This is a genomic window from Duganella kummerowiae (genome assembly GCF_053572355.1).
This window is the reverse complement of record NZ_JBKFEH010000009.1, coordinates 131143-145621: the sequence shown is the minus strand read 5'-3', so window position 1 is coordinate 145621 and position 14479 is coordinate 131143. Positions and strand designations below refer to the sequence as shown.

14 protein-coding genes are annotated in these 14479 nt (G+C 63.6%); 6 read left to right on the top strand and 8 right to left on the bottom strand.

The genetic code is table 11. The features are described 5' to 3' along the window. Positions 1-66: 66 nt before the first annotated feature. The 3 genes from ACLB1G_RS11800 to ACLB1G_RS11790 are packed head-to-tail and all read left to right on the top strand — an operon-like array spanning position 67 to position 2949. On the top strand, positions 67-1167 hold the full coding sequence (locus tag ACLB1G_RS11800; RefSeq protein WP_491627399.1) for an aromatic ring-hydroxylating oxygenase subunit alpha: 1101 nt from the start codon (positions 67-69) through the stop codon (positions 1165-1167). Further along, positions 1167-2087 carry a DMT family transporter gene (locus ACLB1G_RS11795; RefSeq protein ID WP_491627398.1) on the top strand — a complete coding sequence of 307 codons (921 nt, stop codon included), beginning with the start codon at positions 1167-1169 and terminating at the stop codon, positions 2085-2087. Before ACLB1G_RS11800 ends, ACLB1G_RS11795 begins: the two co-directional genes overlap by 1 nt. Before the next feature lie 10 nt (positions 2088-2097). After that, the gene (locus ACLB1G_RS11790) at positions 2098-2949 is read left to right on the top strand and encodes a sulfurtransferase (RefSeq protein WP_491627397.1); all 852 of its coding nucleotides are present in this window, start codon (positions 2098-2100) and stop codon (positions 2947-2949) included. A gap of 1 nt (position 2950) precedes the next feature. On the opposite strand, the gene ACLB1G_RS11785 is transcribed toward ACLB1G_RS11790, so the two are convergent. From ACLB1G_RS11785 to polA, 5 genes are all read right to left on the bottom strand, one after another. Further along, entirely contained in the window at positions 2951-3247 is a 297-nt protein-coding gene (locus ACLB1G_RS11785) for a type II toxin-antitoxin system RelE/ParE family toxin (protein WP_491627396.1), read from the bottom strand. Continuing rightward, positions 3222-3500 carry a hypothetical protein gene (locus tag ACLB1G_RS11780; RefSeq protein ID WP_491627395.1) on the bottom strand — a complete coding sequence of 93 codons (279 nt, stop codon included), beginning with the start codon at positions 3498-3500 and terminating at the stop codon, positions 3222-3224. Before ACLB1G_RS11780 ends, ACLB1G_RS11785 begins: the two co-directional genes overlap by 26 nt. A gap of 70 nt (positions 3501-3570) precedes the next feature. Beyond that, entirely contained in the window at positions 3571-4320 is a 750-nt protein-coding gene (locus tag ACLB1G_RS11775; protein ID WP_491627757.1) for a ZIP family metal transporter, read from the bottom strand. 129 nt (positions 4321-4449) lie between these two features. After that, positions 4450-5334 carry a dienelactone hydrolase family protein gene (locus tag ACLB1G_RS11770; protein WP_491627394.1) on the bottom strand — a complete coding sequence of 295 codons (885 nt, stop codon included), beginning with the start codon at positions 5332-5334 and terminating at the stop codon, positions 4450-4452. Between the two features lie 37 nt (positions 5335-5371). Continuing rightward, entirely contained in the window at positions 5372-8131 is a 2760-nt protein-coding gene (polA, locus tag ACLB1G_RS11765; RefSeq protein ID WP_491627393.1) for a DNA polymerase I, read from the bottom strand. 199 nt (positions 8132-8330) lie between these two features. Between polA and ACLB1G_RS11760 the strand changes: the two genes are divergently transcribed. From ACLB1G_RS11760 to ACLB1G_RS11750, 3 genes are read left to right on the top strand one after another with little or no spacing between them, the layout of a single operon-like run. Further along, positions 8331-8777 (top strand): hypothetical protein, encoded by a 447-nt coding sequence (locus ACLB1G_RS11760; RefSeq protein ID WP_491627392.1) that lies wholly within the window; start codon positions 8331-8333, stop codon positions 8775-8777. A gap of 56 nt (positions 8778-8833) precedes the next feature. Continuing rightward, positions 8834-9802, top strand: a complete 969-nt coding sequence (locus ACLB1G_RS11755) for a homoserine kinase (protein WP_491627391.1) — start codon at positions 8834-8836, stop codon at positions 9800-9802. Next, positions 9802-10575: a BPSS1780 family membrane protein gene (locus ACLB1G_RS11750; RefSeq protein ID WP_491627390.1), complete on the top strand. Its 774-nt coding sequence runs from the start codon at positions 9802-9804 to the stop codon at positions 10573-10575. Before ACLB1G_RS11755 ends, ACLB1G_RS11750 begins: the two co-directional genes overlap by 1 nt. Before the next feature lie 19 nt (positions 10576-10594). Here the strand turns inward: ACLB1G_RS11750 and ACLB1G_RS11745 are convergent, their stop codons facing one another. From ACLB1G_RS11745 to ACLB1G_RS11735, 3 genes are read right to left on the bottom strand one after another with little or no spacing between them, the layout of a single operon-like run. Next, positions 10595-11074 (bottom strand): hypothetical protein, encoded by a 480-nt coding sequence (locus ACLB1G_RS11745; RefSeq protein ID WP_491627389.1) that lies wholly within the window; start codon positions 11072-11074, stop codon positions 10595-10597. A gap of 20 nt (positions 11075-11094) precedes the next feature. Beyond that, entirely contained in the window at positions 11095-12135 is a 1041-nt protein-coding gene (locus ACLB1G_RS11740) for an AAA family ATPase (RefSeq protein ID WP_491627388.1), read from the bottom strand. Between the two features lie 31 nt (positions 12136-12166). Beyond that, on the bottom strand, positions 12167-14470 hold the full coding sequence (locus tag ACLB1G_RS11735) for a UvrD-helicase domain-containing protein (protein ID WP_491627387.1): 2304 nt from the start codon (positions 14468-14470) through the stop codon (positions 12167-12169). Positions 14471-14479 lie beyond the last annotated feature (9 nt).

Below are 14479 nucleotides of genomic sequence, written 5' to 3'. Positions count from 1 at the left end.
TGAATTCAGGTCTTTACGGATTCTGTCTCTTCTTGGTTTGATGTATTTTAATTAAGGGGGGTTTGGATGTCCGATCTGGGTACCCACGCCAAGCTGGCGCGTTCCAACGCGCAACTTCCGGTAAACGTCTATTTTGACGAAGCGCTGCTGCAGCGCGAATTACAACAATTGTTCCAGCCTGGTCCGCGCTACGTCGGCCATGAGCTGATGGTGCCGAACTCGGGCGATTTTGCCACCCTGGCCTCGGAAAACGAAGGCCGTATGCTGGTCCGTAATGCCAACGGCATTGAACTGCTGTCCAATGTCTGCCGTCACCGCCAGGCCTTGATGTTCAATGGGCGCGGCAATGCCAGCAACATCGTATGTCCCCTGCACCGCTGGACCTACGACCTGAAGGGCGAACTGATAGGCGCGCCGCACTTTGCCGACACGCCCTGCCTGAACCTGCCCAGGACCCGGCTGCAGAGCTGGAACGGCCTGCTGTTCGAGCAGAATGGCTACAACGTGATGGAAGCGCTGTCGGCCATGTCCTGCAGCAAGGACCTGGACTTTTCCGGCTACATGCTGGACCACGTCGAAACGCACACCTGCGACTACAACTGGAAGACCTTCATCGAGGTCTACCTGGAGGATTACCACGTCGAGCCCTTCCACCCGGGCCTGGGCGGCTTTGTCAGCTGCGACGACCTGCGCTGGGAATTCGGGCGCGACTTCAGCGTGCAGACCGTGGGCGTGAACAAGGGCCTGCTGAAATCCGGCTCCGACATCTACAAGCGCTGGCAGGAGCAGGTGCTCAAGTTCCGCGGCGGCGAACCGCCGCCGTACGGCGCCATCTGGCTGACGCTGTACCCCAACATCATGGTGGAGTGGTATCCGCACGTGCTGGTGGTGTCCACCCTGTGGCCGGAAGGGCCGCAGCGCACCCGTAACGTGGTCGAGTTCTACTATCCCGAGGAAATCGTGCTGTTCGAGCGCGAATTCATCGAGGCCGAACGGGCCGCCTACATGGAAACCGTCATCGAGGACGACGAGATCGCGGTGCGCATGGATGCCGGCCGCCGCGCCCTGATGGCGCGCGGCGAGACCGACGCCGGCCCCTACCAGTCGCCCATGGAAGACGGCATGCAGCACTTCCATGAATGGTACCGCTCCAAGCTAGAGGTCTGATGCAATCGCTCTGGATGCTGTTCGCGAGCTTCATGTTCGCCGCCATGGGGGTGTGCGTGAAGATCGCATCGGAGGAATTCTCCACATCCGAGATCGTGATGTACCGGGGCGTGGTGGGCGTGATCGTGCTGGGCATCCTGATCCCCGCCAGCGGCGAGAGCTTCCGCACCCGCTATCCACTGGGCCATTTGTGGCGCTGCGCGGTCGGCGTGACCTCGCTGTGGATGTGGTTCTACGCCATCTCCGCCCTGCCGCTGGCGACCGCCATGACGCTCAACTACATGTCGCCGATCTGGATGGCGATCTGGCTGTTCGCCCATGGCTGGTGGCACGCCAAGAAGCGCATGGAGTGGCCGCTGCTGGCGGCGGTGGGCGCCAGCTTCATCGGCGTGGTCTGCCTGCTGCAGCCGGCCTTCGCCTCCGACCAGTTCTGGCCGGCCGTGATCGCGGTCGTGTCCAGCATGCTGACCGCCGTGGCCTACCTGCAGGTGCGCAAGCTGGGCCTGGCCGGCGAACCTGAAAACCGCGTGGTGTTCTACTTCGCGCTGATGAATATCGCCGCCGGCATTGCCGGCAACTATATCTTCGCCAAGGGCGGCACGGTCTGGCACCCCATCCACACCGCCAAGGGCGGCCTGCTGCTGCTCGGCATAGGGGTGTGCGCCACCAGCGCGCAGATCGCCATGACGCGCGCCTACCGGCTCGGCAAGACGCTGGTGGTGGCCAACCTGCAGTACACCGGCATCGTGTTTTCCAGCCTGTGGGGCGTGCTGCTGATGGGCGACGATTTCGGCTGGCTGAGCTGGACCGGGATAGGCATCATCCTGCTATCCGGCATCGCCGCGACGTTCTACAATACCCGTAATACCGACCGTGGCAAGGCCATAGAAAAAACCGATCCCATCGCCAGCGAAGTTTGAGGAGCCGAGCATGCACACCACCCTGATAGACGCCGCCACCCTGTCGCAGCACGTCACCGATCCCAGGTGGGTGATACTCGATTGCCGGCATGACCTGCTCAATCCCGACGCGGGTCCGGACGCCTTTGCGGCCGGCCATATCCAGAACGCGCAGTTCGCCAACATCGACACCGATTTGTCCGGTCCGAAAAAAGGCGCGGACGGGGTGTTCCGTGGCCGCCATCCGCTGCCGGACCGCGCCGCCCTGGTCGAGGCCCTGCGCGCCTGGGGCGTCAATGACGACAGCCAGGTGGTGGCCTATGACGCCCAGGGCGGCATGTTCGCGGCGCGCCTGTGGTGGCTCCTGCGCTGGATAGGCCACGCCGGCGTGGCGGTGCTCGATGGCGGCCTGGCAGCCTGGCAGGCCGCCGGACTGCCCCTGGTGACGCCGGTGGCGCCGCGTGCGCGCGGCCACATCGCAGAACGCCCCACCCTGACCCATACGGTGACGGTGGACCAGGTGCTGGCCAACCTGGACAGCCAGGCTTGCACCGTGGTCGATGCGCGCGCGCCCGACCGCTACCGGGGCGAGAACGAGACCATCGATCCTGTCGGCGGCCACATCCCGGGCGCGAAAAACCGCTTCTTCAAGGACAACCTGCAGGCCGACGGCCGCTTCAAGGAGGCGGCCCAGCTCAAGCAGGAATTCGCGCCGCTGTTCGGCAATCCGTCGCAGGCCATCATGCAGTGCGGTTCGGGCGTGACGGCCTGCCACAACCTGCTGGCCCTGGAAGTGGCCGGCCTGCACGGCGCGGCGCTGTATCCGGGCTCCTGGAGCGAATGGTGCGCCGACCCGGCCCGCCCGGTGGCCACCGGCGCCTGAACTAGCGGCGCCGCACCTGGCGCGCCCAGCGGAGTATGGTGATCTGATCCAGCTCTATACGGTACTCGATCAGATGCCCTGTTTTTGGTATCGGGAACCGCCTTGATGTTCCTTGCCGATTGATGGGGCTGCCAATACCGGGCTGCGACGCAATCGCCTCCAGGGCGCGGCGGACACGCTGCTCCAGCAACTGCTGCGTTTGGAGCGATTGGGTGCCGACATATTCAAGTGTATGGCGGTAGGAACGCTGGGCGGAAGACAGCCATCCGACATCAAGCTTTGCGCTTGCGTTGCGCATATTGTTCAACAATCTGTGCCGCCATCGCCATGACCTCCTCGTTGGGTATCAAGGTGCCAGCGGCCTCGGCCTCATCCGCTTCGATCTCGGCGCGTATGCTGTCCTCGGTATCATCGAAGCCATAATTCCAGACATCCGGCCACAACTGTTCCGGACTGACCTTGGCAAGCGAGGCCAGGCGCTCGAGGCGGGCGCGCTCGGATGGGGACAGGGCCGCCAGTCCGGCGGCCATTTTTTCTTGCTTGGTTGGCATGATTGCGACTCCTGCAGGGGAACCAAGCCCCCATCTTACTCCCGGCCCCGGGAAGCCGGGACGAGGCGCGTCAATGGCCGTGGGTGAGGAATACCACGATCAGCACCCCGGCCGCGATCAGCAGCACTTGCGGGATGGTCTCGCGCAGGGTGGCGCGGCGCTGCATCTGCGGCATCAGGTCGCTGACGGCGATGTAGATGAAACCGGACGAGGCAAACACCAGCACGTAGGGTATCAGCCCGCTGGCCTTGTCCAGCGTGTAGTAGCCCAGCAGCCCGCCGACGATGGCCAGCAGGCTGCACAGCAGGTTGTAGACATAGGCCCGGGTACGCGAAAAGCCGGCATTGAGCAGCACGATGAAGTCGCCGATTTCCTGCGGGATCTCGTGCGCGATGATGGCCAGCGCCGTCACCAGTCCCAGCTCGGGATTGGCCAGCGCCGCCGCCGCGATCAGGATGCCGTCCGTGAAATTGTGCATGCCATCGCCCACCAAGATCATCCAGCCGGCCTTGCCCGCTTCATGCTTGTCATGGCCGTGGGCGTGGTGATGGCCGTCGTGCTCGTGGTGGTGCGAGTGACGCAGGATGGCCAGCTTTTCCAGCATGAAGAAGGCCAGCAGCCCGGCCAGCAGGGTGGCGAACAGGGTGCGCGGATCGGCCCTGGACTCGAACGCCTCCGGCAAGGCGTGCAGCAGCGAGGTGGACAGCATAATGCCCACCGACAGGCTGACCATGCGCTCGACGACCTTGGACAGCAGCGTAAACGAGAACACCGCAGCCGCCGTGATGCTGACGACGCCCGCCACGGTAGTGGCCAGCAGGATGGAAATGAGTGTGGGATCGATTTTAGTAACCTCTAGTGCCTGGCCCGCGCCAGACAGCACGGGCCGGGCAGTATTCTACCGCCCGGCCCGCATTTGTGCCGGATTTGGCCCGATTCAGGCCAAAAGTCAGATCACGCCGTATTGTTTGAACCAGGATAGCGCCCGGCCCCAGCCATCCTTGGCGTCCGCTTCCACATAGCTGGGACGGTAGTCGGCATGGAAGGCGTGGCCCGAGTTCGGATAGACCACGAAGGCCGACTTGTTCGGCCCCTTGGCCAGCGCCGCCTTCATGACGGTGATGGATTCCTGGCTGATGCCGGTGTCCTTCAAGCCATACAGGCCCAGCACGGGGACGGTCAGAGTTGCGGCAATGTCCACCGGATGCCTGGGAGTGATGGGGTTGGATTCCCCCATCAGCCTCCCGTACCAGGCCACGCCTGCCCTGATCGACGGATTGTGGGCCGCGTACAGCCAGGTGATGCGCCCGCCCCAGCAGAAACCGGTGATGCCGATGCGCTGCGGATCGGCGCCGCTGACCTTGGCCCAGGCCACCACGGCGTCCAGGTCGGACATGACTTGCGCGTCCGGGGTCTTGGCGATGATGTCCTTCATCAGGTCGGCGGTGGAGGCCACCTTGGCCGGATCGCCCTGGCGCGCGAACAAATCAGGCGCCACCGCCATGTAGCCCAGCTTGGCGAAGCGGCGCGCCACGTCGGCGATGTGCTCGTGCACGCCGAAGATCTCGGAAATCACGAGTATCAGCGGCAGATTGGTCTTGCCCTCGGGCTGGGCGCGGTACACGCGCACGTCCTGGCCGCCGATGTTCAGGGTGACGGTGCCGGCGGTCAGGCCGGCGCTGTCGGTCTTGATCACGTTCTGCGCCATCACCGGCAGGGCGGCGGCGGCAAAGCCCGTGCCCAGGGCCGCCTTGATAAAATCGCGGCGCGCCACGCCATCCGGCAGCGTGGCGCCAGGCAGCAGGCTCTCAGCATCGTTCAACAGGTCTTTCACGTATCTTCTCCGGATAAAGATGACAGACAATGGAGGCTTAGTGCGCCTCCTCCCAGTTTTTACCTACTCCTACCTCTGCGATCAGCGGCACCTTGAGCTGCGCCACACCGGCCATCAGCTCCGGCAGCTTGCGCTTGACCAGTTCCAGTTCCTCGTCCGGAACCTCCAGCACCAGCTCATCGTGCACCTGCATGATCATGCGGCTCTTGAGCTGTTCCGCCTCCAGCCAGTCCTGCACCGCCACCATGGCCAGCTTGATCAGGTCGGCCGCAGTGCCCTGCATGGGCGCGTTGATGGCGGCGCGCTCGGCGCCCTGGCGGCGCGGGCCGTTGGGCGAATTGATCTCGGGCAGCCACAGCCGGCGGCCGAACACGGTTTCCACGTAGCCGCGCGCCTTGGCCTGCATGCGGGTGTCGTCCATGTACTGCTTGACGCCGGAAAAACGGGCGAAATAGCGGTCGATATAGCTTTGCGCGGCGCCCCGTTCTATGCCCAGGTTGGCGGCCAGGCCGAAGGCGCTCATGCCGTAGATCAGGCCGAAGTTGATCACCTTGGCGTAGCGGCGCTGTTCGCTCGTGACCTCCTCCGGGGCCACGCCGAAGATTTCGGCGGCGGTGGCGCGGTGGATGTCCACGCCTTCGGCAAAGGCGCGCAGCATGTTCTCGTCGCCCGAGATGTGGGCCATGATGCGCAGCTCGATCTGGGAATAGTCGGCCGACACGATATGGCTGCCGGGCGGTGCGATGAAGGCCTGGCGGATGCGGCGCCCTTCCTCGGTGCGCACCGGGATGTTCTGCAGGTTGGGATCGTTGGAGGCCAGGCGGCCTGTCACCGCCACCGCCTGCGCGTAGTTGGTGTGCACGCGGCCGGTGTCCGGGTTGATCCCCTTGGGCAGCTTGTCGGTGTAGGTCGACTTCAGCTTGGACAGGCTGCGGTACTCCAGCAGCACCTTGGGCAGCGGATAATCCTCGGCCAGCTTCTGCAGCACTTCCTCGTCGGTGGAGGGCGCGCCGCTGGGGGTCTTCTTCACCACCGGCAGCTTGAGCTTCTCGAAGAAGATTTCGCCGATCTGCTTGGGCGAACCGAGGTTGAAGGGCTGTTCGGCCAGTTCATGCGCCTTCGCTTCCAGCGCCATGATGCGTTCGCCCAGCTCCGCCGACTGCTGCGCCAGCAGGGCGGCGTCTATCATCACGCCGTTGCGCTCCATCTTCTGCAGCACGATGGCGGTGGGCAGCTCGATGTCCTTGTAGACCCTGGCCAGCTTTTCATCCTTGTCCACCTGGCCCACCATGGCGCGGTGCAGGCGCAGGGTGATGTCGGCGTCCTCCGCCGCGTACTCGGTGGCGCGGCCGATTTCCACCTTGTCGAAGGTGATCATGCTGGCGCCCTTGCCGCATACGTCCGTGAACGGGATGGTGGTGTGGTTCAGGTGGCGCAAGGCCAGGCTGTCCATGTCGTGGCTGCGGTGCGATTCGAACACATAGGACTGCAGCAGGGTGTCGTGCACGATGCCGCGCAGCCGCACGCCATGGTTGGCGAACACGTGCGCGTCATATTTCAGATTCTGGCCGACCTTGGGCTTGGAGGCATCCTCCAGCCAGGGCTTGAGTTTATCCAGCACATGCTCGCGCGCCAGCTGGGCCGGCGCATCCATGTAGCTGTGCGCCACCGGGATATAGCAGGCCACGCCCGGCTCCACCGACAGCGAAATCCCCACCAGCTGCGCATGCAGCGGCTCCAGCGAGGTGGTTTCGGTATCGACGGCGGTCAGTTCGGCCGCATCAATGCGGGCGATCCACTGGTCCAGCTGTTCATCGGTGAAAACGGTCTCGTAGGCCACGTTGACCACCGGCGCGGCCTCGCCGAACAGGTCGCCATTGGCTTGCTGGGCCTGCTGGGCCTCGGCCACGGCGGCAGTGGCGGCGGCCGAGGGCGTGATGGCCTGCAGTTCGCGCAGCAGGGTCTTGAAACCGTACTTACCGAAGAAGGCCAGCAGGGTTTCCTTGTCTTCCACACGCGCCTGCAGCGATTCGCTGATCGACATCATGTGCTCCGACAGGTTGCAGTCGGTCTTGACGGTGATCAGTTCGCGGCCCTTGGGCAGCCACTCCAGCGCCTGGCGCAGGTTTTCGCCCACCACCCCGCTGATCCTGGCCGCGTTGGCCATCACGCCATCCAGGGAGTCGTACTGGGTCAGCCACTTGACGGCCGTCTTGGGGCCGCACTTGGCCACGCCGGGCACATTGTCCACGGTGTCGCCGATCAGGGTCAGGTAATCGATGATGCGGTTGGGCGGCACGCCGAACTTGGCCAGCACGCCGGCCTCGTCCAGTTTTTCGTTGGTCATGGTGTTGATCAGGGTGACGCTGCCGTTGACCAGCTGGGCCAGGTCCTTGTCACCGGTCGAGATCACGGTCTCCATGCCGGCCTGGGTGGCCTGCACCGACAGGGTGCCGATCACGTCGTCCGCTTCCACGCCCTCCACCATCAGGATGGGCCAGCCCATGGCGCGCACCGCCTCGTGTATGGGTTCGATCTGCAGGCGCAGGTCGTCCGGCATGGCGGCGCGGGTGGCCTTGTAGTCGGGGTACAGATCGTCGCGGAAGGTCTTGCCCTTGGCGTCGAACACGCAGGCGATATAGGCGGCCGGGTAGTCGGCGCGCAGGCGGCGCAGCATGTTCACCATGCCGTGCATGGCCCCGGTGGGGTAGCCGTCCGGGCTGCGCAGGTCGGGCAAGGCGTGGAAGGCACGGTACAGGTAGCTGGAACCGTCTACTAATAACAGGGTCTTTTGCATGGTGCTGGGGCGGGAATCGCGACGAATTGCGCATTATCGCAGGTTTTGGCGCACACTTTTGCCCGCCTGCCAGCCTTTTCAAATCGACATCATGGCCATATAAATGACGCCAGGCAGCGGAACCGCGTGTCTGTTTGTTACAATGGCTCATAGATAAAAATTTCCGCTGCCAGCGACCGCACTTAAAGGCGACACCATCATGACGCGCACCCATCCGCTTCTGCCTACCCTTCTGCCTGCCCTCCTTCCTGCCCTCCTGCTTGCCTTGTGCGCCAGCGCGGCACTGGCCCAGACCCCGGCATCTGCGCCGACGCCGCCCAAGTTGGAAAAGATCGAGGAAATTGGCGACGACGCCATTACCGTCACCTCCAAGCCGCAGCCGCAGCAGCAGATCACCGAAAAACGCGAAGGCGGCCGCGTGACCGAAGTCACGGTCAAGAGCGGTCCCAGCACTTATAAAGTGAAACCCAACACGCCAGTCGGCAGCGCCCTACCCGGCGATGTCATGGGCAGCGCCAACAAGGGCCCCATGTGGACGGTGATGGAATTCGACATCGGCAAGAAGAAAAAGAAATCCGAGGAAGAGGAAGCGGCAGCGGTGCAACCCGCCGACGTGCCGCCGCCCCCGCAACCGCCCAAGCAATGACGCCGGCGCGCCCCAGGCGCGCTTTCCGAACCTAACCGACCCTCCCTACGCTTCTCATGGCAGTTTTTACTCCGGTCACGCTGGATGACGTCACCCAGTGGATCACGCAATTTCCCCTCGGCAAACCGCTGGCTTTGAAAGGCATCGCCTCGGGCATCGAGAACAGCAACTTCTTCCTGACGGTGGAACAGGACGGCCAGCCGGTCGAGTATGTGCTCACCGTGTTTGAAAACCTCAGCTTCGAACAGCTGCCCTTCTACCTGCAGCTGATGCGCCACCTGGCCGAGCGCGGCGTGCTGGTGCCGGCCCCGGTGGCCACCCACGACGGTGAGCTGGTGGCGGCCCTGCACGGCAAGCCGGCCGCCATCGTCACCAAGCTGGAAGGCAGCTCGCAGCTGGACCCGCAGCCGGTGCACTGCGCCGCCGTCGGCGCCATGCTGGCGCGCATGCACCTGGCCGGCGTCGACTATCCGCTGCAGCAGCCCAATTTGCGCGGCCTGGACTGGTGGCACGCCACCACGCCGCTGGTGCTGCCGTATCTGGCCGAGGATGAAGCGCACCTGCTCAAGTCCGAAGTCCATTTCCAGGAAGCGTTTGCCGCCTGCGACGTCTACCGCGCCCTGGAACGCGGCCCGGTGCACGCCGACCTGTTCCGCAACAACGTGATGTTCGACGGCGAGCGCCTGACCGGCTTCTTCGACTTTTACTTCGCCGGCTACGACACCTGGATGTTCGACGTGGCCGTCACCGTCAACGACTGGTGCGTGGACCTGGATACCGGCGTGCTCGATACGGCCCGGGTGCGCGCCCTGCTGGACGCCTACCACGCCGTGCGTCCGTTCAGCGCCAACGACCAGAAAGCCTGGCAGCCCATGCTGCGGGCGGCGGCGCTGCGCTTCTGGCTGTCGCGCCTGTACGACTTCCACCAGCCGCGCGAGGCCGAGATGCTGACCCCGCACGATCCCCGCCACTTCGAGCGCATCCTGCGCGAACGTATCGCCGTCGCGGCGCCGGAACTGCGCTGATGGAAAAACTGCCCGCGCTCACCGGATGGCTCTGGGTACGCCAGGGTTTCGGCCTGTTCCGCAAGCAGCCCGGCGCCCTGATGGCGCTGCTGTTCAGCTGCATGTTCCTGTCCATCGCCCTGCTGCTGGTGCCGCTGCTGGGGCAGATCGCGCCCATGCTGCTGGCGCCCATCTTCTCGGTGGCCCTGCTGCAGGGCAGCGCAGCGGCCGACCAGGGCCGGCGCGCGCTGCCGCAGCTGGTGCTGAGCGGTTTCCAGAAACCCGCGCGCGGGCCTCTGCTGGCCCTGGGCGGGGTGTACGTGCTGCTGATGCTGGTGGCGCTGACGGTGCTGACCGTGCTGGACGGCGGCGTGCTGATGAAAATGGCCACGGCCCAGATCCCCATGGACCAGAAGCTGCTGGACGAGTCCAAGGGCGCCATCGTGGCTTCCTCGGCCATCTATGTGCTGGGCTGGCTGGTGAGCTGCTTCGCGGCGCCGCTGATCTACTGGCAAAAGCTCAGCCTGGGCAAGGCCTTGTTCTTTAGCGCCTACGCGGTGTTCCGCTCGCTGGGCGCCTTCCTTGTATGCGCGCTGTCGCTGTTCCTGATCTACCAGGTGGCCGGCGCCATTCCGCTGCTGCTGTTCAGTTCCATGCCGCTGGGCCTGGTTGCCATGATGATGGTGTTCCTGCTGATGGTGGTGGTACTGCACTGCACCCTGTACGCCGCCTACCGCCAGATCTTCGGCGCGCCGCAGCTGAGTGATCAGGCACAGCCTCAGCAAGAGCACTAAGCCTAAACGGCCAGGCGGATCAGGTCACGCTCCAGTCCACAAGCGCTTGCCCTGCGTTCCGACTCACAACCAAAGAGTGGGGATCAACAGCTTTGAGCAAGGTCCGCAGCTTCAGAGTAAACTGGGCAGCGTCTATCCATTGCGGGCGCAGCCTGGAACGTGTGGCGGGCTGCTCCAAATGGAAAACCACGCGGACACTTCGAGCTCTGACCGCGGTCGCAGCAAAGCGCTTTTCATCCATATCCGGCGCGTGCACCTTGGCGGCCACCAATCCAGCTAACGTGTCGCGCACCTTGATGGCGATTTCATCCGCGAGATCAATGACTTTGGTCCGTCCATGCAGTCGATAATCCTTCACTTCAATCAGCCACATCACGCTGTCTTGAAGAACGATAATGTCGACCGCCTTGCTATTCCCAACGCGCTGAAATTGGTTACGGTAGTACGACCACTGGTCATACTTGCTGGCCTGGCTATCTCGGGCGAACGTAAAGGTCAACTCGCCTTCCCGAATAATAGTCACCTTGGCACCTGCGCTTCCATGAAGCGGTCGGATTGCATCAACTCTTCGTCCAGCAAGACCAGAGTGCGCAGATCATCTATTTGATCGCCCTGCTCCAACCCTACCCCACCGTCTGAACTTCTCAATGCGAAATAGCGGGGCGCTGCAGCAGGGTAGGCTGGCTCAGAGGCAAGCATCTCCAATTCCCTCAGCAAAAACAGCGAATGTGTCGCGATAAACACCTGGATGCCTTCCGCAGCCAGTTGGGCAATACACCAGGCAACCACTTTTATCAATTTCGGATTCAGATTAGTTTCCGGCTCATCCCAAAACAAGTATCCCTGCTCCAGCAAGACCCCGGTGCTAATCAGTCTTGCAAGCATTGCCAATTTACGCACTCCCTCCGCGACCAATGGCATTTCGAGACGGCCCTGAGTACCCAGCTGCAGATAAAATCGGCCACTGGCCGAATCGACCACGACCTTGCCCCCCATTGCTTCCTCCAGTGGCTCCAGCATCCGCGCCACTCTGCTCGCCCGTGGCCCCTTTACCGTTGGCGCCCCCAGCAAGGAAACAGTATCGCGCCATGCCTCTTCGAACTCAATATGATAGTTGTCATACAATGAAACAAACCAGGGACAGAGTGTCACCAGTTCCCGCGTCGGCAAATACACTGGTGGCGATGCGAGTCCCCTCTCTGGAGTGGTCAGGACCTCAACCTGCGACTTGGCATTGGTGGCGAACGCGATATGGCTATTTGCCCTTGCATCCCGCATGGTTAGCTTGATCTCGCAGCGGTCCCGGCCCTGCTTGCGCTTCACCAAACGCCCTACGTATTCCGGGCGCATGACAGCGACAAGCTTTTCAGCATAGTTTTTTTCCAGCGTCCCCTTTTTAAACTCCTTGCCCGACTGTATTTTAAGCAGCGAATAGATAGACTTGAGTACATGCGATTTGCCCGAACCATTTTCTCCAACAATGACATTCAAGCCAGAGGAAAACTGCCACACATCATTTGGAAGTGTGGTGAGGTTATTAAATTTCGCCTTTTTAAGCATATCGATTCCTGCACAGGATATTTAGGATGGCTCAGCGCCCCAGCCGCTCCAGCTTGGCGATGCCCAGGTCCAGCACCTTCATGCCGTGGCTGCCGAAGTTGATCTGGGCGCGGGCGTTGCCGCCGCTGCCTTCGATGTTGACGATCACCCCTTCGCCGAACTTGGCGTGCGCCACCGCTTCGCCGATGCGCCAGCCAGGGCCGCCGCCGGACTTCTGCGCCATCTGCTGCGCCAGGGCATTGTCGGAACCGACCAGCGGCACCTCGTCCCAGGCCGACTTCCTGTTGGCGAACCAGTGCGCCTGCACCTTGGGCGACAGCCACTTGAGCGACTCCTCCGGCAGCTCGTCGAAGAAGCGCGACTTCATGTTGTAGCGGGTCTGGCCGTGCAGCATGCGGGTCTGCGAGAAGCACATGTACAGCCGCTTGCGCGCGCGCGTGATGGCCACGTACATCAGGCGCCGTTCCTCCTCCACCCCGCCATCCTCGCGCGAGCTGCTCTCGTGCGGGAACAGGCCTTCCTCCAGCCCGGTGATGAAGACGTTGTCGAATTCCAGTCCCTTGGCCGAGTGCACCGTCATCATCTGCAGCGCATCCTGGCCGGCCTGGGCCTGGTTGTCGCCGGCCTCCAGCGAGGCGTGCGACAGGAAGGCCGCCAGCGGCGACATCACGCTGGCCAGCGGCGCGTCGGCGTCCAGGATCTCGACCCCATCCTGGTTGACGATGGCCTCGCCCGCCTGGGCCTGGGCCTGCGGCCCCAGGTGCGCCGGCGCGCCCACGCCATAGCCTTCCTCGGCCACGAACTGGGTGGCCGCGTTGACCATCTGCTCCAGGTTCTCGATGCGGTCGGCGCCTTCCTTCTCGGTCTGGTAATGGGCCAGCAGGCCGCTGGCCTCCAGCACCACGCGCACCAGCTCGGGCAGCGCCATCTGCTGGGTCTCGAAGCGCGCGCCCTCGACCAGCTTGACGAAGCCCGCCAGCGAAGTACCGCCCTTGCCGGCCACGTAGGGCACGGCCGCGTACAGCGAGACGCGGTGCTGCTCGGCCGCCATCTGCAGCGCTTCGATGGTCCGCAGGCCGATGCCGCGCGCCGGGAAGTTCACCACGCGCAGGAAGGCCGAATCGTTGTGCGGATTGTCCATCAGCTGCAGATAGGCGATGGCGTGCTTGACCTCGGCGCGCTGGAAGTAGCGCAGGCCGCCGTACACGTGGTAGGGAATCCCGGCCGAGAACAAGGCATGCTCGATCACGCGCGACTGCGCGTTGGAACGGTACAGCACCGCGATCTCGCTGCGCAGGGCGCCCTCGGCCACCAGGTTCTTGGCTTCCTCGACGATCCACTGCGCTTCCTGCAGGTCGGACGTGGCCTCGTACACCCGCACCGGCTCGCCGTGGCCGGCGTCCGTGCGCAGGTTCTTGCCCAGGCGGTTGGTGTTGTTCGAGATCAGCAGGTTGGCCGCGTCCAGGATGTGGCCGTGCGAGCGGTAGTTCTGCTCCAGTTTGATCAGGTTCTGGACCCGGAACTCGCGCTCGAAAGCGCTCATGTTGCCGACGTTGGCGCCGCGGAAGGCGTAGATGCTCTGGTCGTCGTCGCCCACCGCGAACAGGGCGCCGCCGCCGTGCTCGCCGTGGCCGGCCATCAGCTTGAGCCACGCGTATTGCAGGTTGTTGGTGTCCTGGAACTCGTCCACCAGAATGTGCTTGAAGCGCTGCTGGTAGTGTTCGCGCAGCGGCTGGTTGCGGCTCAGCAGTTCATAGGTGCGCAGCAGCAGTTCGGCGAAATCCACCACGCCTTCGCGCTGGCACTGGTCGTCGTAGGCCTGATACAGCTCGATCTTCTTGCGTTCGTCGGCGTTGTAGCCTTCCAGCTTGTCGGCGCGCAGGCCCTGGTCCTTGGCGTTGTTGATGAAGTACATCACCTCCTTGGGCGGAAACTTCTCGTCGTCCACGTTCAGGGTTTTCAGCAGGCGCTTGATGACGGACAGCTGGTCCTGGGTGTCCAGGATCTGGAAGCTTTGCGGCAGGGCCGCGTCGCGGTAGTGGGTGCGCAGCAGCCGGTTGCACAGGCCGTGGAAAGTGCCTATCCACATGCCCCGTGTATTGATCGGCAACATGGCCGACAGCCGCACCATCATCTCCTTGGCGGCCTTGTTGGTGAACGTGACCGCCAGGATGCCGGACGGCGACACCTGGCCGGTCTGTATCAGCCAGGCGATGCGGGTGGTCAGCACGCGGGTCTTGCCGGAGCCGGCGCCGGCCAGGATCAGGGCGCTCTGGGCCGGCAGCGTGACGGCCGCCAGTTGTTCGGGATTGAGGTTATGGAGAAGATTTTGCATCCCGTGATT

Coding starts and splice junctions, on each gene's coding strand:
- ACLB1G_RS11800 (WP_491627399.1), top strand. CDS start 67: ATGTCCGATCTGGGTACCCACGCCAAGCTGGCGCGTTCCAACGCGCAA.
- ACLB1G_RS11790 (WP_491627397.1), top strand. CDS start 2,098: ATGCACACCACCCTGATAGACGCCGCCACCCTGTCGCAGCACGTCACC.
- ACLB1G_RS11780 (WP_491627395.1), bottom strand. CDS start 3,500: ATGCCAACCAAGCAAGAAAAAATGGCCGCCGGACTGGCGGCCCTGTCC.
- ACLB1G_RS11760 (WP_491627392.1), top strand. CDS start 8,331: ATGACGCGCACCCATCCGCTTCTGCCTACCCTTCTGCCTGCCCTCCTT.
- ACLB1G_RS11755 (WP_491627391.1), top strand. CDS start 8,834: ATGGCAGTTTTTACTCCGGTCACGCTGGATGACGTCACCCAGTGGATC.
- ACLB1G_RS11735 (WP_491627387.1), bottom strand. CDS start 14,470: ATGCAAAATCTTCTCCATAACCTCAATCCCGAACAACTGGCGGCCGTC.
- ACLB1G_RS11740 (WP_491627388.1), bottom strand. CDS start 12,135: ATGCTTAAAAAGGCGAAATTTAATAACCTCACCACACTTCCAAATGAT.
- polA (WP_491627393.1), bottom strand. CDS start 8,131: ATGCAAAAGACCCTGTTATTAGTAGACGGTTCCAGCTACCTGTACCGT.
- ACLB1G_RS11750 (WP_491627390.1), top strand. CDS start 9,802: ATGGAAAAACTGCCCGCGCTCACCGGATGGCTCTGGGTACGCCAGGGT.
- ACLB1G_RS11795 (WP_491627398.1), top strand. CDS start 1,167: ATGCAATCGCTCTGGATGCTGTTCGCGAGCTTCATGTTCGCCGCCATG.
- ACLB1G_RS11785 (WP_491627396.1), bottom strand. CDS start 3,247: ATGCGCAACGCAAGCGCAAAGCTTGATGTCGGATGGCTGTCTTCCGCC.